This is a genomic window from Mycobacterium sp. 1245111.1, assembly GCF_001673405.1.
GTDB lineage: Bacteria > Actinomycetota > Actinomycetes > Mycobacteriales > Mycobacteriaceae > Mycobacterium.
The window spans coordinates 1-18,064 of record NZ_LZLV01000140.1; the positions used below are offsets into that span (position 1 = coordinate 1).

The window sequence follows — 18,064 nt, forward strand, 5'->3', positions numbered from 1 at the left end:
CCCACGCCGGGTTTCAACCCGGTGTCCTGCATGCATTGCGGGCCGGCTTTGGTGGCGTCCAACATGCCCGACCAGCGAGAATTGCCTGACGCTCAACGTCTGGACGCCGCCGCGCGCCCAACACGGCGAGAAGCGCCCGGTCATGGTCTGGATCCACGGGGGAGGGTTCGTCCAAGGCAGCGGCGACATCTACCACTCGCGCTGGCTGGCGGCCAAAGGGCACATCATCGTCGTCACGATCAACTACCGACTCGGTGCGCTGGGCTTCCTGGCTCATCCGTCGCTCGGACCGCCCGGCACGGTCGGCAACTACGGCCTGGCCGACCAGCAGGCCGCGCTGCGTTGGATTCGCGACAACATCGCCGCGTTCGGCGGCGATCCGAAGAAGGTCACCATCGCGGGCGAATCCGCGGGCGGTATGTCGGTGTGCGACCACCTGATCGCGCCCGGCTCGGCGGGACTGTTCCGGGCGGCGATCATCCAGAGCGCGCCGTGTCAGGCGCAGGCCGAGGTGGCATTCGGCGAACGACAGAGCACCGATTACGCGATCGCGGCCGGCTGCCGCAATCCCGCCACCACCGCGCGGTGTCTGCGGGCCTTGCCGGCGACCAAGCTGGAGCGCCCACCCTGGTACTACTTCCTCGGCGATTCCGATGCGCTCTCGGGCCCGGTGACGGGAACGCCGACGCTGCCGGACAATCCGATGGCGGCGTCGGCCGCCGAAAAGGCCGCGCGTGTCCCGGTGCTGATCGGCGTCAACCACGACGAGTTCACGCTGTTCGCCGCGCTGCGGGCGGCCAAGCTGCATCGCGGCGTCAGCCCCGGGGAGTATCCGCACGTGCTGGCCGACATTTTCGGCGACGACAGTGCCTCGGTGCTGGAGCACTATTCACCGGATCGCTATGGGGGGGACGTTTCGCTCGCGTACTCGGCCGCGGTCACCGACGGTGTGTTCGCTTGTACCGCAGACAGATTCGCCGAGTCGCTGAGTCGCAACGCGCCGGTTTACGCCTACCAGTTCGACGATCGGCACGCACCCGAGCCCGATTTCCTGCGCCGCGCGCCGTTCCCGGTCGGCGCCAGCCACTCGCTGGAGCTGAGATACCTGTTCAGCATGGGAGGCGCCCCGCCGCTGAATCACGCGCAGCAAGTCCTGTCCGATCAGATGATGAGCTACTGGAGCCACTTCGTCATTAACGGCTCACCGAAGGCCGCCGGTCTGCCCGACTGGCCGGTCCAGGACGGCGACCCCGAGCACAACTTCTGGATGTCGTTGCGGCCCGGCGGAAGTCAGGTCAGTACCGACTTCGAGACCGAACATCAATGCGCGTTCTGGGCGACGATGAAGGGCGAATCGTGAGCACTCCCGCCCCGGACGAGTTCGCATAGTCACCGGCTCGGCCGGAGTGGTGCACGGTAAAGCCGCACTGCGGCAATACTGGTGCGCCGCACTGGAAGCCGTGCCCGACTCGCACTTCGACATCGTCGGTGTGTACCGCGGTGTGTCAACCCTCGTCATCAACTACCGCAATCAGAAGGGCGGCTTGGTGTGCGAGGTACCCGAATTCGACGGCGCGGTGGTCCGTCGCGGCCACGGAACGTACCTGGGACACCGTTAATCGGCCGGCGTCACCCATGTGGTGATGTCGGCATGCACGACTTCGTTGCCGCCGCGATCGGTGACGCTGACCGGCACCACGACATCGAGGCCATCGCCGATCTGGGTGAAGTCCGGCGGGTCCAATTCGGCCCGGGCAAGCAACGACGTGGTGGCCTTCCCGAGGTACTGAACATTCATCGCCTTCGGGATCCACCGATGACTGCGCGGGACCGTCGCCTCCATCAGCATCCCCATCGCCACCTCGGCTGCGTTGCAGGACGCGATCGCGTGCACGGTGTGGAGGTGGTTGTAGACGAAGAACCACTTCGGCACCCGCACCTCGGCCAGGCCCGGCTCCATCCGGACCACATGCGGCAGCACCGACGCGAAGTAGGGCACGCGCGCCATCGCCCCGATCGAAAACAGCCGGCTGCCACCCGGGGTGGTCGCAAGCGTCTTCCAGAGTCGGTATGTCGGCGTCATGCTCGTCATGCCCGAATCGTAGGACCTCACCACATCGGAGGTTTCCAAGCCGTACCGTCGGAAAATGCTCTATCGGTGGCTTGTGCGCAAACAGGCAATCGCTCTCTGGGCGAAGCTGTCTGACCAACGCATCGACGAGATTCCGCTCGCCAATGACGTTCACTTCGTCTATTTGGGAGACCACGAGCTAGCGGTTGACCTCGTCGGCGCGGATGCGGAACGCGAATGGTTGCGCGGGTTCTTCCGGCGTCTCCCAGGTTTGCGATTCGAGGTGGAGGACATGGTGATCGAAGGGGGTCCGTGGTCGACCCGCGTCGCCACGCGCTACGCCGCCGTTCGGGACGGCACCGTGGTGTATCGGGGCGTCAACTTCGGTCGCATCGCCTGGGGAAAGGTCGTCGAGGAGACGATCCTTCCGGACGCCAAGGCGCTCACCGCCGCGCTTGGGTAGCCTCAAGGCGCATACGCGCTGGTCATAGCCGTGAAAGCCTCGTACTCCACGACGTTGTTTTCAGGTGGTCGGGAGGATTTGGCCGATACCGCGATCTAGGGCATACTGTTCGGGTTGCCTTGAGCCGGGTTCGCGCCTGGCTGGGCATACGACCAGCGCCCAAGCGGGCGCGTCCGGTCCCAATCTGGAGCGTGACCAATTTCGGTCGCGGCCCGGGCTGCGTGAGGGCGACACACCCGACCGCGGGGGCCGGTGGACCAAGACAGGTAAACAGCGGCGCAACAACCGGGCGCGCGGGCCGATGAGGCCAGTGCCCGGCAGGAAACCGGGTCTCGACCTGGAGAGTGAGGAAGCGTGGCGGGACAGAAGATCCGCATCAGGCTCAAGGCCTACGACCACGAGGCCATTGACGCCTCGGCGCGCAAGATCGTCGAGACGGTTGTCCGTACGGGCGCCAGCGTGGTTGGCCCAGTGCCGCTGCCGACTGAGAAGAATGTGTACTGCGTTATTCGCTCACCGCACAAGTACAAAGACTCGCGTGAGCACTTCGAGATGCGCACCCACAAGCGCCTGATCGACATCCTTGACCCGACCCCGAAAACCGTTGACGCGCTGATGCGCATCGATCTGCCTGCCAGCGTCGACGTCAACATCCAGTAGGAGAGCTGCGAGCAATGGCGAGAAAGGGCATTCTGGGCACCAAGCTGGGCATGACGCAGGTGTTCGACGAGAACAACCGCGTTGTCCCCGTGACGGTGGTCAAGGCCGGGCCGAACGTGGTGACCCGCATCCGTACTCCGGAGGTTGACGGGTACAGCGCGGTGCAGCTGGCCTACGGCGAGATCAGTCCCCGCAAGATCAACAAGCCGCTGACGGGTCAGTACGCCGCCGCCGGGGTCAACCCCCGTCGGCACCTGGCCGAGTTGCGTCTCGACGACGAGGCCGCCGCGGCCGACTATCAGGTCGGCCAAGAGCTGACGGCCGAAATCTTCGCTGCCGGAACCTATGTCGACGTGACCGGTACGTCGAAGGGCAAGGGCTTCGCGGGAACCATGAAGCGTCACGGGTTCCGCGGTCAGGGCGCCAGCCACGGCGCGCAGGCGGTTCACCGTCGTCCAGGTTCCATCGGTGGTTGTGCCACTCCGGCGCGCGTGTTCAAGGGCACCCGGATGGCCGGTCGGATGGGTAACGACCGGGTGACCACCCAGAACCTGTTGGTGCACTTGGTCGATGCCGAAAACGGCGTGCTGCTGATCAAGGGCGCAGTGCCCGGACGCACGGGCGGACTCGTCGTGGTTCGCAGCGCGATCAAACGAGGTGAGAAGTAATGGCTGCCCAGAAGATCGACGTCAAGACTCCCGCCGGTAAAACCGAAGGCTCCGTTGAGTTGCCGGCCGAGTTGTTCGACGCACCCACCAACATCGCACTGATGCACCAGGTCGTCACGGCTCAGCTGGCCGCGGCACGCCAGGGCACGCACGCGACCAAGACCCGCGGCGAGGTTCGCGGTGGTGGTCGTAAGCCGTACCGGCAGAAGGGCACTGGCCGCGCGCGTCAGGGTTCGACGCGCGCGCCGCAGTTCACCGGCGGTGGTGTCGTGCACGGTCCGCAGCCTCGTGACTACAGCCAGCGCACCCCGAAGAAGATGATCGCCGCCGCGCTGCGCGGCGCGTTGTCGGACCGGGCGCGCAACGGCCGCATCCACGCGGTCACCGAATTGGTGTCGGGACAGACTCCGTCGACCAAGAGCGCCAAGGGTTTCCTTGCCACGCTGACCGACCGGCCGCAGGTGCTGGTGGTCATCGGGCGTAGCGACGAGGCCGGCGCCAAGAGCGTGCGCAACCTTCCCGGTGTGCACATCCTCTCGCCAGACCAGCTCAACACCTACGACGTGCTGCACGCCGACGACGTGGTGTTCTCGGTGGAGGCGCTCAACGCCTACATCGCCGCGAACACCCATACCGCTGAGGAGGTTTCGGCCTGATGGCGACCGTCACTGACCCCCGCGACATCATCTTGGCCCCGGTCATCTCGGAGAAGTCCTACGGCCTGATCGATGACAACGTCTACACGTTCCTGGTGCACCCCGACTCGAACAAGACGCAGATCAAGATCGCGATCGAGAAGATCTTCTCGGTCAAGGTGGCCGCGGTGAACACCGCGAACCGCCAGGGCAAGCGCAAGCGCACCCGGGCCGGATACGGCGTAAGGAAGAGCACCAAGCGCGCCATCGTAACGCTGGCGCCCGGCAGCAAGCCGATCGAATTGTTCGGCGCAACTGCGTAGCCGAGAGATAGAGAGACTTAACAGACATGGGAATTCGCAAGTACAAGCCGACGACTCCGGGTCGTCGCGGTGCCAGCGTCTCCGATTTCGCCGAGATCACTCGCTCGACTCCGGAGAAGTCGCTCATCAAGCCGTTGCACGGCAAGGGTGGGCGTAACGCGCACGGTCGAATCACCACCCGCCACAAGGGTGGCGGCCACAAGCGGGCCTACCGAGTGATCGACTTCCGTCGCAACGACAAGGACGGCGTGAACGCGAAAGTCGCGCACATCGAATACGACCCGAACCGCACGGCGAACATCGCGCTGCTGCACTTCTTGGACGGCGAGAAGCGCTACATCATTGCGCCGCAGGGACTTTCTCAGGGCGACGTGGTGGAGTCCGGCGCCAACGCCGACATCAAGCCGGGCAACAACCTCCCGTTGCGCAACATCCCGGCCGGTACGTTGGTGCACGCGGTGGAGCTGCGACCGGGCGGCGGGGCCAAGCTGGCTCGCTCGGCCGGGTCGAGCATCCAGTTGCTGGGTAAGGAAGGCGCGTACGCCTCGCTGCGTATGCCCAGCGGTGAGATCCGCCGCGTCGACGTGCGCTGCCGCGCCACCGTCGGCGAGGTGGGCAATGCCGAGCAGGCCAACATCAACTGGGGTAAAGCCGGCCGGATGCGCTGGAAGGGCAAGCGCCCGACCGTCCGTGGTGTGGTGATGAACCCGGTCGACCACCCGCACGGTGGTGGTGAAGGTAAGACCTCCGGTGGTCGTCACCCGGTCAGCCCGTGGGGTAAGCCGGAAGGGCGTACCCGTAAGGGCAACAAGCCCAGCGACAAGCTCATCGTCCGACGCCGGCGCACCGGCAAGAAATCGCGCTAGCGGCAGCCAGGAGTAACAGATATGCCACGCAGCCTCAAAAAGGGTCCGTTCGTCGACGACCATCTGCTCAAGAAGGTCGACACGCAGAACGAGAAGAACACCAAGCAGGTCATCAAGACCTGGTCGCGCCGTTCGACGATCATTCCTGACTTCATCGGTCACACGTTCGCCGTCCACGACGGTCGCAAGCACGTGCCGGTGTTCGTCACCGAGTCGATGGTCGGCCACAAACTGGGTGAGTTCGCACCGACGCGCACCTTCAAGGGACACATCAAAGACGACCGGAAGGCCAAGCGGCGATGAGCACGGCTACTGAATTCCCGTCGGCGACCGCCGTCGCACGATTCGTGCGGGTGTCGCCGACCAAGGCGCGCCGGGTCATCGACCTGGTGCGCGGTAAGTCGGTTGCTGACGCACTCGACATCTTGCGCTGGGCGCCGCAGGCGGCGAGCGAGCCGGTGGCCAAGGTCATCGCGAGCGCTGCGGCCAACGCGCAGAACAACAATGGACTCGATCCCGCCACTCTGGTGGTCGCGACGGTCTACGCCGACGGCGGACCCACCGCGAAGCGGATTCGCCCGCGCGCCCAGGGTCGCGCGTTCCGGATCCGCAAGCGCACCAGCCACATCACCGTGATTGTGGAGAGCCGTCCGAACAAGGACGGGCGTGGCTCGCAGTCCGCGAGCGCCACCCGTGCCCGTCGCGCGCAGGCCAGCAAGGCGGCAAGCACGGCACCGGCCAAGAAGGCTCCGGCCACGAAGGCCCCGGCCAAGAAGGCGGCGGCCGACAAGGCACCCGCCAAGAAGGCATCCGCTGACAAAGCGCCGGCCAAAAAGGCCGCCGCAAAAAAGGCATCCGCCGCGAAGTCCGCTGGGACTAAAGCGACTTCGGAAGCGAAGGAGGGCTCGGAGTAGTGGGCCAGAAGATCAATCCGCATGGATTCCGGCTCGGCATCACCACCGAGTGGAAGTCCCGGTGGTACGCCGACAAGCAGTACGCCGACTACATCAAGGAAGACGTAGCGATCCGCAAGCTACTGTCGACCGGCTTGGAGCGCGCCGGCATCGCCGACGTCGAGATCGAGCGCACCCGCGACCGGGTTCGGGTGGACATCCACACCGCCCGACCGGGCATCGTCATCGGTCGCCGTGGCACCGAGGCCGACCGCATCCGCGCCGACCTGGAGAAGTTGACCGGCAAGCAGGTTCAGCTCAACATCCTCGAGGTGAAAAACCCCGAGTCGACGGCACAGTTGGTCGCGCAGGGCGTGGCCGAGCAGCTGAGCAACCGCGTGGCATTCCGCCGTGCGATGCGCAAGGCCATTCAGTCGGCGATGCGGCAGCCCAACGTCAAGGGCATCCGCGTGCAGTGCTCCGGACGTCTCGGTGGCGCTGAGATGAGCCGTTCGGAGTTCTACCGTGAAGGTCGGGTGCCGCTGCACACGCTGCGCGCCGACATCGACTACGGCCTCTACGAGGCCAAGACCACCTTCGGCCGCATCGGCGTGAAGGTCTGGATTTACAAGGGCGACATCGTCGGTGGCAAGCGCGAGCTGGTTGCGCCGTCGGCTGGAGCCGAGCGTCCGCGCCGCGAACGTCCGTCGGGCACCCGCCCGCGTCGTAGCGGATCCGCGGGTACGACGGCAACCAGTACCGAGGCCGGCCGAAGCGCGCTGGGTGCCGCCGAGGACGCCGCCACTGCGGCGGCGCCGGCTGAGGCCGCTGCCGTCGAGGCGCAGAGTACGGAGAGCTAAATCATGTTGATTCCTCGCAGAGTCAAGCACCGCAAGCAGCACCACCCGCGCCAGCGCGGGATTGCCAGCGGTGGCACGACGGTCAGCTTCGGCGACTACGGCATCCAGGCACTGGAGCACGCCTACGTCACCAACCGGCAGATCGAGTCCGCTCGTATCGCCATCAACCGCCACATCAAGCGTGGCGGCAAGGTGTGGATCAACATCTTCCCGGACCGCCCGCTGACCAAGAAGCCCGCCGAAACCCGAATGGGTTCGGGTAAGGGTTCGCCGGAATGGTGGATCGCCAACGTCAAGCCGGGTCGTGTGCTCTTCGAGCTCAGCTACCCCAACGAGCAGACCGCCCGGGAAGCACTGACCCGGGCGATCCACAAGCTGCCGATCAAGGCACGCATCGTTACCCGAGAGGATCAGTTCTGATGGCAGTGGGAACTTCGCCTGGCGAACTGCGCGAGCTCAACGACGAAGAGCTGATCGAGAAGTTGCGCGAATTCAAGGAAGAGCTGTTCAACTTGCGCTTCCAGATGGCGACCGGTCAGCTCGCCAACAACCGTCGGCTCCGCACGGTCCGTCAGGAAATCGCACGGATCTACACCGTGCTACGTGAACGCGAACTCGGACTTGCCGCGGGTCCTGATGGTTCTGGAAGTGAGGAGTCGTAATGGCTGAGGCGAAGAAGGCGGCCCCCGCGAAGAAGGCAACGGCCGCGAAGGCCGCACCGAAGGCGACCACCAACGACGCTAGTGCCAAGGGGCCCAAGCACACTCCGGCCACCCCGAAGCCGCGCGGTCGTCGCAAGACCCGCATCGGCTACGTAGTGAGCGACAAGATGCAGAAGACCATCGTGGTCGAGCTGGAAGACCGTATGCGCCACCCGCTGTACGGCAAGATCATCCGGACCACCAAGAAGGTCAAGGCGCACGACGAGCACGGCGACGCCGGCATCGGCGACCGCGTCTCGCTGATGGAGACCCGGCCGACGTCGGCCACCAAGCGCTGGCGGCTCGTCGAGATCCTGGAGAAGGCTAAGTAACCTCGACCTGGCGTGCGGTTGACGCCGCACGGTATCCGGGGTCGAGGCGGCGCACCGCGAGGACGAATGTCAGTGCGATCAGCGGCCCGATAACTCCGTAAACGGCTGCGGGCAGCGCCATGTCGGCGTTGTTCAGCAGTTGTGGGCTCAGCGCGATACCGATGGCCACCACGGCATTGTGCAAGCCGATCTCCAGGCTGACCGCGATCGCCTGTCGCGGGCCCAACCGCATTCCGCGCGAGACCAGATAACCGACGGTCAGGCTGACCGCGCAGAACAGCGCGACGGCCGCGCTCAGCACGCCGAAGTCTTTCCACAACGTGGTCTGACCGCTGACGATTCCTCCGACGACGGCCAGCACGAGCAACACCGCGGCGGCCACTCGCACCAACTTGTGCAGTCTGCGCGCGAAGTCGGGGAAGCGGTTTCGGATCGCGATGCCGATCGCGACGGGTATCAACACCATCGCGATGACGCCGAAGAATTTGTCGAATTGCAGTGGGATGAAACGGCCTTCGCCAAGGAACCAGGTCAGTGAGAAGGCCAGGATCGCGGGTATCGCGAAGATCGACAGCACGGCGTTGATCGCGGTCAGCGTGAGATTGAGCGCCAGGTCGCCGTCGGCGAGATGGCTGACGACGTTCGCCAGCATCCCGCCCGGCGTCGCCGCCATCAGCATCAGCCCGACCGCCAGGTTGGGCGTCAGATGCAGTGCCTCGGCGATGAGCAGGCAGAGCGCCGGCAACACCAGCGACTGACAGATCAGGGCAACCAGCAGGGGGCGCCGCACGGCGGCGGCCCGGCGGAAGTCGTCCACCGTCAGCGTGAGCCCGAGAGCGAGCATGACCGCGCCGACGACCAACGGCAGGAACTGGTTGTTCATTGCTCTCCCAGCTGTGTACGCGCACGTTAAGACCACGGCGCGGCAATGCGGTAGATAGCCAGACTATCGGTATGCGGCGACGGGCGCCCGGCGCGCCCGATCCGCACAGGGCATACGCCCAGGTCCCGCTGTTGCACGGGGATCAAAACCATCGTGATTCGAAGCGGTGTAGACACCCTGCGGATACAAGCGGCGGCACAATCGAAAGCTACTGAAAAGCAACGCTTTTCGGCGCCGCTCCGGCCTGGCTGCCGAATGTGCTGGGAGACATGAACTGGCCCGGCACAGGCGCCGCCGCGCGAAAAGTCGAGCCGTCTGGAATACCTTGCCATTCAGCCGTTCTCCGCGTATCGCGACCAGACCATCGAAGGAGTGGCAGTCATGACTTTGCGTGTCGTTCCCGAAGGCTTGTCCGCCGCGTGTGCGGGCGTCGAGGCGTTGGCGGCGCGACTGGTGGCCGCGCACGCCGTTGCGGCACCGCTGATTACGACAGTGGTGCCGCCGGCCGCGGATCCGGTATCGCTACAAAGCGCCGCGGAGCTCAGTGTTCGGGGTGGCCTACACGCCGCGGTAACGGCCCGAGGCGCTGACGAGCTCGGCCGCGCCGGGTTCGGCGTCGGCGCGGCGGGGGCCGGCTATGCCAGCAGCGACGCGGCAGGGGCCTCGCTGTACTTCTCGACGACCGGCTGACGATATGACCGCGCCGATTTGGATCGCCGCACCGCCGGAGGTGCATTCGACCTTGCTGAGCAGCGGGCCCGGACCGGGACCGCTGCTGGAGTCGGCCGGTGCGTGGAACTCGCTGAGCACCGAATTCACCGCTGTCGCAGACGAACTCAGCGATCTGCTAGCTCAGGTGCAAACCGGCGCGTGGCAAGGGCCGAGCGCCGAGTCTTTTGTCGCCGCGAACGCCCCTTTCCTGGCCTGGCTGAATCAAGCCAGCGCCAACAGCGCAACGGCAGCCGCCCAACACGAAACGTTGGCGGCGGTTCATACCGCGGCCCTGGCCGCTATGCCGACTCTGCCGGAATTGGCCACCAATCACGTGGTACACGGCGCGTTGGTGGCGACCAACTTCTTCGGCATCAACACTGTCCCGATCGCGCTCAACGAAGCGGACTATGCCCGGATGTGGATCCAGGCCGCCACGACCATGGGGACCTATCAAGCCGTTGCCGGTTCGGTCGTCGCCGCGACCCCGGTGACCGATCCGGCGCCGCCAATCCTCAAGGCGGACAGTCGAACGTCACCGGCCGCCAGCGCAAGCGAAACACCCCTGGACCAACTCATCGTGCAGTTTCTCCAGGCCCGCGGCATCACGTGGGATCCCACCGCCGGCACCATCAACGGCCTGCCGTACTCGTCGTATACGAATCCGCTCACCACGCTCTATTGGGTCAAGAACACCGTCACGCTCGTTCAAGACCTCGAGAACTTCGCCCAATTGCTGGCCACGAACCCGGAGGCGGCCCTGGCGAGCCTCACGCCGGCCAACATCGTCGCGTTCTTCGTCGCGCATCCGGTGGTTGCCGCCGCGATCGCGGCGAGTTCGACCACCACCGTTCTGCCTGCCGCCGCAGCGGCCGCGGTGGCGTCGGTCGCCGCTGTGGTGGGGTTGATCGATCCGTCGCTGTTCCAGCCGTTCGTCCCGGCGTTGCCGCCGATCACCGCGTTACCGATCGTGCCCGTGGTCGCGTCAACCACGCTGGGCGCCGCGACGGTCGCACCCGCGGCGCCCGCCCCGTCGGCGCCGGCCGCACCCGCGGCAAGCGCCGCTACGGGGACGGCGCCCGCACCGCCGGGCCCACCCCCGGCGAGCGTGCACGGCCTCGCGTTGCCCTACGCGGTGTTCAGCGGCGGCGGGCCGCCGGTCGGGTTCGATTCGGGTGCCAGGGCCAGCGCCAGTTCCAGCGCGCGGCTCAAAGCCCCGGCCGAGTCGGCGGCTGTTGTCGCGGCAGAAGCTGCCCGGCGGCGTGCGCGCAAGCGGCGCCGACAACAGGCGCAGCAATACGACTATGCAGACGCCACAATGGATTACGACGTCGATCCGGGTCGGGCCGCGCCTCCGGCGTCGACGACTGCGTCCGACTCCGGCGCGGGACCGCTCGGCTTCGCAGGCACGGTAACGAAAGTTGGCGACCACGCGACGGGTTTGGCCACGCTCGGCGGCGACGCATTCGGTGGGGGACCGAGCGTCCCGATGCTGCCACACACCTGGACCTCCGACGAGGGTCAGGGCAGGCCCTAATCGCCCTCCGCGATGTTGGCCGGGAGCTCGGCGCGGCGGTGTACTCTGCATCCGGAATCCCGGAATCCCGGAAGGCCACTACGAGAGTGAGGCCAGGATGGCGACCGAATTCAACGGCAAGATCGAACTGGATATCCGTGATTCGGAACCGGATTGGGGTCCGTACGCCGCTCCGACCGCGCCGGAGGGTGCGCCCAACGTCCTGTATCTGGTGTGGGACGACACCGGCATCGCGACCTGGGACTGTTTCGGTGGCCTCGTCGAGATGCCCGCGATGTCGCGCATCGCCGAGCACGGCGTGCGATTGTCGCAGTTTCACACGACCGCGTTGTGCTCGCCGACCCGGGCGTCGCTGCTGACCGGACGCAACGCCACCACCGTGGGCATGGCCATGATCGAGGAATTCACCGAAGGTTTCCCCAACTCGAACGGCCGCATCCCGTTCGAAACCGCCCTGCTGTCCGAGGTGTTGGCCGAGCAGGGTTACAACACCTACTGCGTCGGCAAGTGGCATCTGACCCCGCTCGAAGAGTCGAACGTGGCGGCGACCCGCCGGCACTGGCCGACCTCGCGTGGGTTCGAACGGTTCTACGGATTCATGGGTGGCGAGACCGATCAGTGGTATCCCGACCTGGTGTACGACAACCACCCGGTGAACCCGCCGGGTACCCCGGAGGACGGATACCACCTGTCGAAAGACATCGCGGACAAGACAATTGAGTTCATCCGCGACTCTAAAGTGATCGCGCCGGACAAGCCGTGGTTCAGCTACGTGTGTCCCGGCGCCGGCCACGCGCCGCACCACGTCTTCCGGGACTGGGCCGACCGCTACGCCGGCAAGTTCGACATGGGCTATGAGCGCTACCGCGAGATCGTGCTCGAGCGGCAGAAGGCGATGGGCATCGTCCCGCAGGACACCGAGCTGTCGCCGGTCAACCCCTACCTCGACGTCAAGGGGCCGAATGGCGAGCCGTGGCCGCTGCAGGACACCGTGCGGCCGTGGGACTCGCTCGACGACGATGAGAAGAAGTTGTTCAGCCGCATGGCGGAGGTCTTCGCCGGATTCCTGAGCTACACCGACGCCCAAATCGGTCGGATCCTGGACTATCTCGAGGAATCGGGTCAGCTGGACAACACGCTGATCGTGGTGATCTCCGACAACGGCGCCAGCGGCGAGGGCGGGCCCAACGGCTCGGTCAACGAAGGCAAGTTCTTCAACGGCTACATCGACACCGTTGAAGAGAGCATGAAGCTCTTCGACCATCTCGGTGGCCCGCAGACCTACAACCATTACCCGATCGGCTGGGCGATGGCCTTCAACACGCCCTACAAGCTCTACAAGCGGTACGCCTCGCATGAAGGCGGCATTGCCGACACCGCAATTGTGTCGTGGCCCAAAGGAATTGCGGCGCACGGCGAGGTGCGGGACAACTACGTCAGCGTGTGCGACGTCACCCCGACCGTGTACGACCTTCTGAACATTCAGCCGCCGGAGACCGTCAAGGGCGTTCCGCAGAAACCGCTGGACGGTGTGAGTTTCAAAGCCGCGCTTGCCGATCCGTCCGCCGATACCGGCAAGCGGACCCAGTTCTACACGATGCTCGGCACTCGGGGGATCTGGCACAGCGGCTGGTTCGCCAACACCGTGCACGCCGCCACGCCCTCGGGATGGGGTCATTTCGACGCCGACCGCTGGGAGCTCTTCCACATCGAAGCGGACCGCAGCCAATGCCGCGACCTGGCCGGCGAGCACCCCGAGAAGCTGGAAGAGCTTAAGGCGCTGTGGTTTTCGGAGGCCGGCAAGTACAACGGCCTGCCGTTGTCGGACCTCAACGTCCTGGAGACAATCATGCGTTCGCGGCCCATGTTGAGCGGTGACCGCAGCAGCTACACCTACTATCCCGACTGCTCCGACGTCGGGAGCGGCGCCGGTGCTGAACTGCGCGGGCGCTCTTTCGCGGTGCTCGCCGACGTCACCGTTGACAGCACCGGCGCCGAGGGCGTGCTGTTCAAGCAGGGCGGCGGCCACGGCGGCCACGTGTTGTTCATCCAAGACGGTCGGCTGCACTACGTGTATAACTTCCTCGGCGAGCGTCAGCAGGAAGTCGCTTCGACGGACGCGGTACCGCTGGGCCGGCATCTGTTCGGCGTTCGCTATGCCCGCACCGGCACGGTGGAAAACAGCCACACGCCGCTCGGCGACGTCACGCTGTTCATCGACGATTCGACGGTCGGCACGCTCGCCGGTGTTCAGGCACATCCGGGGACCTTCGGATTGGCCAGCGCCGGAATCGCAATCGGCCGCAATGCGGGTTCGGCGGTGTCTAGCCGCTACAAGGCGCCGTTCGTGTTCACCGGGGGGACCATCGCGCAGGTCACCGTCGACCTTTCCGGCCGGCCGTATGAAGACGTGGAAAAGGAATTGGCGCTAGCCTTTTCGCGTGACTGAGCTGCCGTCCAGAGTGCGCTGCGCCGCGCTGATGGCAGCCGTGGTGGTGATCGCTGCGCCGGGATGCGTCCGGAACATCGATGGGGTGGCCGCGTGGACCGGCGGGTCGCCCGAGCAAGCGCGTCGGCCCGGGATGAGCCACGGCGCACCGGTCCCCGGGATCGAAACCACCGTGCCCGACCACATCCCGCCCAATGCATTCCTCTGCTTCCCCGGGCCAGCCACCGGCGGCATCGGCACGGTCGCTCAGGTCGTCGCCGCGGCCGCGCCGAGGATCACGTTCACGCTCCCCGACGGGTGGACCAGCGAGCCGGGTCATGAGGACCTGGCGCTGTCACTCAGCGGTCCCGACTCGATGACCGGCACGGTGACCATCGCCGCGACGAACCTCGAGCCCGCCGCGGCCTTCTCTGAGTACGCCGACACGCTCGGCCGCACCAAAAACGATCTGTACGTCGAGACCGTCGGCGCCGCGTTCTGCGGCTACAGCAGTCAGAAGTTGACCGGGACGTTCACCGGGCCGGCGGGTCCGGTCGCGTTCGCCGACCGCATCACCCACATCTGGACCAACACCAAGAATTACCTCGTCGCCATCCATATGGAGGGACCCGAGGACTCTTCGGAGTTTGTCCCGGCGAAAGCCGCGCTGATGCAGGATTTCGCGGTCGTCATACCCTGAAGTGATGCCTAGCGAGCTTGTCGACCTGCCACCGGGATCATTCCGGATGGGCTCGACCAGCTTCTACCCCGAGGAAGCACCGATACACACGGTGAACGTCAACGCCTTCGCCATTGAGCGCCACCCCGTCACCAATGCTCAATTCGCCGAATTCGTCGCCGCGACAAGCTATGTCACGGTTGCCGAGCAGCCGATCGACCCGGCTCTCTACCCGGGTGCCGACGTTGGCGAACTCGCCTCTGGCGCAATGGTATTCCGGCCCACCGCGGGTCCGGTCGACCTACGGGACTGGCGACAGTGGTGGGAGTGGGTTCCCGGTGCCAGTTGGCGGCACCCGTTCGGGCCGGGCAGCGACATCGCCGACCGCACCGATCACCCGGTGGTTCAAGTGGCTTATCCCGACGCGGCGGCGTACGCGCGTTGGGTGGGTCGGCGACTGCCGACCGAGGCCGAATGGGAATACGCCGCGCGCGGCGGCGCCGCCACTACCTACGCATGGGGCGACGAGGAGATGCCCGACGGCACACCGATGGCCAACACCTGGCAGGGCCGATTTCCCTACCGCAACGACGGCTGGTTGGGCACGTCCCCGGTGGGCACCTTCCCGCCGAACGGATTCGGCCTCTTCGACATGATTGGCAATGTCTGGGAATGGACGACCACCGAATTCTCCACCCATCACCGACTCGATCAGCAGGTCAAGAATTGTTGTGCGCCAACGGGACCCGCCGATCCGTCGATCATGCAGACGCTGAAAGGCGGCTCACACCTGTGTGCCCCGGAGTACTGCCACCGATACCGGCCGGCGGCCCGCTCGCCGCAGTCGCAGGACACCGCGACCACGCACATCGGGTTCCGGTGCGTGTGCGACCGGGTCAGCTGATGGCGGTAGCCGCCGCCATCACCTTCGACTGGAAGTCCGGCGGCAGCGGGATGTAGCCGTGCTTGTCCAGGTCGATCTGGCCGGGTCCGAGCGTGGCCTGCAGGGCGGCCTTGACCGCCAAACCGGTCTGCGGGTCGGGGTACTTCGAGCAGACGATTTCGTACGTCGCCATCACGATCGGGTAGACGTCGTCCTGGCTCGGGTTGTAGAACGACGACAGGTCGAGGACCAGGTCGTTGCCCTTCCCGACGATCTTGGCGCCGGCGATGGTCTTACCCACCGAGTCGGTGCCGATCCGCACCGGCCGCCTGGTCTTGCGGCTGGCCGGAGTTTTGATCTCCGCGGCGAACAGGCCTTGGTCCATGGCGAACGACAGCTCGTTGTAGGTGATCGAACCCTCGGTGTTCTTCACCATCGACGAGGTGCCGTCGTTGCCCTTGGCACCCGTGCCGACGCCGCCCTTGAACTCCTTGCCGGTGCCCTGTTTCCACACGCCGGGGGCGGCGGCCTTCAGGTAGTCCTGGAAGTTGGCGGTGCTGCCGGATTTGTCGCTGCGGTAGACGACATGGATGTCTTCCGACGGCATCGAGGCATTCAGCGCCGCGATCTGCGGGTCGTCCCAGCGGGTGATGCTGCCGTTGAAGATGCCGGCAATGGTCTGCGCGTCGAGGACCAGGAAGTCGTTCGGGAGGTTGTAGGTGATGGCCAGTGGACCGAAGACCACCGGCAGGTTCCACGCCTCGGCCCCGCCGCAGCGTTGCTTGGCGGCGGCGTACTGGTCGTCGCTCAGGGGAGTGTCAGAACCGGCGAAATCGCTTTTGCCGGAGAGGAAGTCGGTGATACCGGTGCCCGATCCGTTGGCCGTGTAGTTCAGGCTGTGGCCGGGGCAGGAATTGCTGTAGGCGCTGACGAATCCCTTCATCGCGTTGGCCTGCGCGGTGGAGCCGCTGGCGGAAATCGCCGCCTTGCCGCCACAGCTGACGACCTCGCTCGCGTACGCCATGCTCGTATGCGGGACCTCGCATCCCGACAGCACTGTGGCTCCCGCGGCCAGCAAACTCACGGCAGCGGCCAGTCGGCTGTGCTTCATGTTGATTGCCTCACCCCAGACGTCGACACCATGTTGAGATTTGCGGCTCGCGAATCGAGCGCGCGAACCGTCGCTAGATTAACGGGTCGAGGACCGAACTGTCCCGCCCCATGGGCGAATTCATAATTACCATTAGTGTTCCTGAACTGGGCGTTACCGCCGGGTGACCGGCGGGTGACCAGATTCGGGCGCGCTGCCGAGCATCGTTCGTTCGCCGCGCGATCGGCATCCGATTTCGCTAACGTGACGCGCGTGTTGCCCCCACAGGCTGACGTTCACCGCTCCGTGCCCGTCCGCTTCAGGCAAGCGGTCGAGCACCTCGGGGACGGCCGCGAGCAATGACCGTTCAGACGCCGTCGGCCGTTTCCTCGCCACCACCCGAGAAGGACCGGCATCGTCCGCGCATCATCATCGGTGTGGCCATCATGATGGTGGTGGTCGGCGCCTATGGCCTTTCGCTGTTCGGCGTTCACCTGCTGCAGAAGTCCGAAGGCCCACTGCCGCCGCTCGACTTGAGCCAGGCCGGGCCCGACGAGACGGTGGTGCAGATCCGGCTGGAAGAACTGAAGCCCACCACCAACCGCCTCACGGTGAATGTGCTCATCTACCCAGGTGAGTCGTTGGAGGACAAGCGCTTTGACGAGTTGAACACCGACATCGCCGTGCGGTTGTACCCGCCGAACGATCTTGGTGACCTGAAATACCCAGCCGGCAAGGCGCCGGCACAGGTGAGCACCACGATCCAGGCGAATGGCGATCCCGGCAACTGGCCGTTCGATTCCTATCGCACCGAGGCGATCTCGGCGGATGTGTTCGTCGGCAACGGCGCCGATCGCAAGCGACTCCCGGCCCGCGTTCAGGTCACCGGAGCGATGGACGGCTGGGACGCGAGTACTCAGCGCAACAGCGACACCAGCGAAACCGGAAGCCACAACAGCAGCAATGTGGTCGTCACGCTGCAGCGGGCCAAGGGGCCGCTGATCTTCGATCTCGGCATCATCCTGGTCTTGGTCAGCCTGCCGACCTTGGCGCTGGTCGTGGCCATTCCGATGGCGATGGGCAGGCGAAAGTTCGTGCCGCCGTTCGCCACTTGGTATGCGGCCAACCTGTTCGCAATCGTTCCGCTGCGAAATATTCTCCCCGGCGCGCCGCCGCCGGGCTCGATGATCGACCAGGCGCTGGTGCAGTGGGTGTTGCTCGCGCTGGCGACGGCCATGGCGTTGTACATCTACTCCTACATCCGCCAAGGGGACTGACGAGTCGCGAGGTTTGTCGGAGCCCTCTGGCATAGTCGAATGTATGTTCGATTCGGTGATGCGGGAGTTGCGTGAGGCGGCGCGCGCGGAGAATCGGGCTGCGG

General features: G+C 65.7%; 23 protein-coding genes. 20 read left to right on the top strand and 3 right to left on the bottom strand.

Annotated features, from left to right (window positions below; all coding sequences use genetic code 11):
- Positions 1–34: 34 nt before the first annotated feature.
- Positions 35–1,360 (top strand): carboxylesterase/lipase family protein, encoded by a 1,326-nt coding sequence (locus tag A5658_RS22350; RefSeq protein ID WP_082993364.1) that lies wholly within the window; start codon positions 35–37, stop codon positions 1,358–1,360.
- 46 nt (positions 1,361–1,406) lie between these two features.
- Positions 1,407–1,619 carry a hypothetical protein gene (locus tag A5658_RS22355; protein WP_067340283.1) on the top strand — a complete coding sequence of 71 codons (213 nt, stop codon included), beginning with the start codon at positions 1,407–1,409 and terminating at the stop codon, positions 1,617–1,619.
- On the opposite strand, the gene A5658_RS22360 is transcribed toward A5658_RS22355, so the two are convergent.
- Complete coding sequence (locus A5658_RS22360) at positions 1,616–2,092, bottom strand: hotdog fold domain-containing protein (protein ID WP_067340286.1); 477 nt, start codon at positions 2,090–2,092, stop codon at positions 1,616–1,618. The two genes, A5658_RS22355 and A5658_RS22360, sit on opposite strands and share 4 nt — an antisense overlap.
- A 55-nt stretch (positions 2,093–2,147) precedes the next feature.
- Here A5658_RS22360 and A5658_RS22365 point away from each other — a divergent pair, with 55 nt between their 5' ends.
- The 12 genes from A5658_RS22365 to rpsQ all read left to right on the top strand — a co-directional run bounded on the left by A5658_RS22365 (position 2,148) and on the right by rpsQ (position 8,472).
- Entirely contained in the window at positions 2,148–2,534 is a 387-nt protein-coding gene (locus A5658_RS22365) for a nuclear transport factor 2 family protein (RefSeq protein WP_067340289.1), read from the top strand.
- 354 nt (positions 2,535–2,888) lie between these two features.
- Positions 2,889–3,194: a 30S ribosomal protein S10 gene (gene rpsJ, locus A5658_RS22370; RefSeq protein WP_003873519.1), complete on the top strand. Its 306-nt coding sequence runs from the start codon at positions 2,889–2,891 to the stop codon at positions 3,192–3,194.
- Between the two features lie 14 nt (positions 3,195–3,208).
- Positions 3,209–3,862, top strand: a complete 654-nt coding sequence (rplC, locus tag A5658_RS22375; RefSeq protein ID WP_067340291.1) for a 50S ribosomal protein L3 — start codon at positions 3,209–3,211, stop codon at positions 3,860–3,862.
- Positions 3,862–4,518 (top strand): 50S ribosomal protein L4, encoded by a 657-nt coding sequence (gene rplD, locus A5658_RS22380; RefSeq protein ID WP_067340293.1) that lies wholly within the window; start codon positions 3,862–3,864, stop codon positions 4,516–4,518. Before rplC ends, rplD begins: the two co-directional genes overlap by 1 nt.
- On the top strand, positions 4,518–4,820 hold the full coding sequence (rplW, locus tag A5658_RS22385; protein ID WP_067340295.1) for a 50S ribosomal protein L23: 303 nt from the start codon (positions 4,518–4,520) through the stop codon (positions 4,818–4,820). The genes rplD and rplW overlap by 1 nt, the downstream gene beginning before the upstream one ends.
- A 26-nt stretch (positions 4,821–4,846) precedes the next feature.
- Positions 4,847–5,686: a 50S ribosomal protein L2 gene (rplB, locus tag A5658_RS22390; protein WP_067340298.1), complete on the top strand. Its 840-nt coding sequence runs from the start codon at positions 4,847–4,849 to the stop codon at positions 5,684–5,686.
- 21 nt (positions 5,687–5,707) lie between these two features.
- Entirely contained in the window at positions 5,708–5,989 is a 282-nt protein-coding gene (rpsS, locus tag A5658_RS22395) for a 30S ribosomal protein S19 (RefSeq protein ID WP_067340300.1), read from the top strand.
- Entirely contained in the window at positions 5,986–6,600 is a 615-nt protein-coding gene (gene rplV, locus A5658_RS22400) for a 50S ribosomal protein L22 (RefSeq protein ID WP_067340302.1), read from the top strand. The genes rpsS and rplV overlap by 4 nt, the downstream gene beginning before the upstream one ends.
- The gene (gene rpsC / locus A5658_RS22405; protein WP_067340304.1) at positions 6,600–7,439 is read left to right on the top strand and encodes a 30S ribosomal protein S3; all 840 of its coding nucleotides are present in this window, start codon (positions 6,600–6,602) and stop codon (positions 7,437–7,439) included. The genes rplV and rpsC overlap by 1 nt, the downstream gene beginning before the upstream one ends.
- A gap of 3 nt (positions 7,440–7,442) precedes the next feature.
- Positions 7,443–7,859, top strand: coding sequence for a 50S ribosomal protein L16 (rplP, locus tag A5658_RS22410; RefSeq protein WP_067340307.1), 417 nt, complete (start codon positions 7,443–7,445; stop codon positions 7,857–7,859).
- On the top strand, positions 7,859–8,101 hold the full coding sequence (gene rpmC / locus A5658_RS22415) for a 50S ribosomal protein L29 (protein ID WP_067340309.1): 243 nt from the start codon (positions 7,859–7,861) through the stop codon (positions 8,099–8,101). Before rplP ends, rpmC begins: the two co-directional genes overlap by 1 nt.
- Positions 8,101–8,472 (top strand): 30S ribosomal protein S17, encoded by a 372-nt coding sequence (rpsQ, locus tag A5658_RS22420; RefSeq protein WP_067340311.1) that lies wholly within the window; start codon positions 8,101–8,103, stop codon positions 8,470–8,472. Before rpmC ends, rpsQ begins: the two co-directional genes overlap by 1 nt.
- Here the strand turns inward: rpsQ and A5658_RS22425 are convergent.
- The gene (locus A5658_RS22425; RefSeq protein ID WP_067340313.1) at positions 8,465–9,355 is read right to left on the bottom strand and encodes a bile acid:sodium symporter family protein; all 891 of its coding nucleotides are present in this window, start codon (positions 9,353–9,355) and stop codon (positions 8,465–8,467) included. The two genes, rpsQ and A5658_RS22425, sit on opposite strands and share 8 nt — an antisense overlap.
- 381 nt (positions 9,356–9,736) lie before the next feature.
- On the opposite strand from A5658_RS22425, the gene A5658_RS22430 reads away from it, so the two are divergent.
- The 5 genes from A5658_RS22430 to A5658_RS22450 all read left to right on the top strand — a co-directional run bounded on the left by A5658_RS22430 (position 9,737) and on the right by A5658_RS22450 (position 15,614).
- Positions 9,737–10,045, top strand: a complete 309-nt coding sequence (locus A5658_RS22430) for a PE family protein (RefSeq protein WP_067340315.1) — start codon at positions 9,737–9,739, stop codon at positions 10,043–10,045.
- A 4-nt stretch (positions 10,046–10,049) separates the two neighbouring features.
- A complete protein-coding gene (locus A5658_RS22435; RefSeq protein WP_067340317.1) occupies positions 10,050–11,603 on the top strand; it encodes a PPE family protein in 1,554 nt (517 codons plus the stop codon).
- Between the two features lie 97 nt (positions 11,604–11,700).
- Complete coding sequence (locus A5658_RS22440; RefSeq protein ID WP_067340320.1) at positions 11,701–14,052, top strand: arylsulfatase; 2,352 nt, start codon at positions 11,701–11,703, stop codon at positions 14,050–14,052.
- Positions 14,045–14,731, top strand: coding sequence for a hypothetical protein (locus tag A5658_RS28985; protein WP_231997414.1), 687 nt, complete (start codon positions 14,045–14,047; stop codon positions 14,729–14,731). The genes A5658_RS22440 and A5658_RS28985 overlap by 8 nt, the downstream gene beginning before the upstream one ends.
- A 4-nt stretch (positions 14,732–14,735) precedes the next feature.
- On the top strand, positions 14,736–15,614 hold the full coding sequence (locus A5658_RS22450; protein WP_067340329.1) for a formylglycine-generating enzyme family protein: 879 nt from the start codon (positions 14,736–14,738) through the stop codon (positions 15,612–15,614).
- Here the strand turns inward: A5658_RS22450 and pstS are convergent.
- Entirely contained in the window at positions 15,607–16,704 is a 1,098-nt protein-coding gene (pstS, locus tag A5658_RS22455; protein ID WP_067340322.1) for a phosphate ABC transporter substrate-binding protein PstS, read from the bottom strand. The two genes, A5658_RS22450 and pstS, sit on opposite strands and share 8 nt — an antisense overlap.
- Before the next feature lie 338 nt (positions 16,705–17,042).
- Here pstS and A5658_RS22460 point away from each other — a divergent pair, with 338 nt between their 5' ends.
- Complete coding sequence (locus A5658_RS22460) at positions 17,043–17,960, top strand: DUF4436 domain-containing protein (protein WP_067340324.1); 918 nt, start codon at positions 17,043–17,045, stop codon at positions 17,958–17,960.
- Positions 17,961–18,064 lie beyond the last annotated feature (104 nt).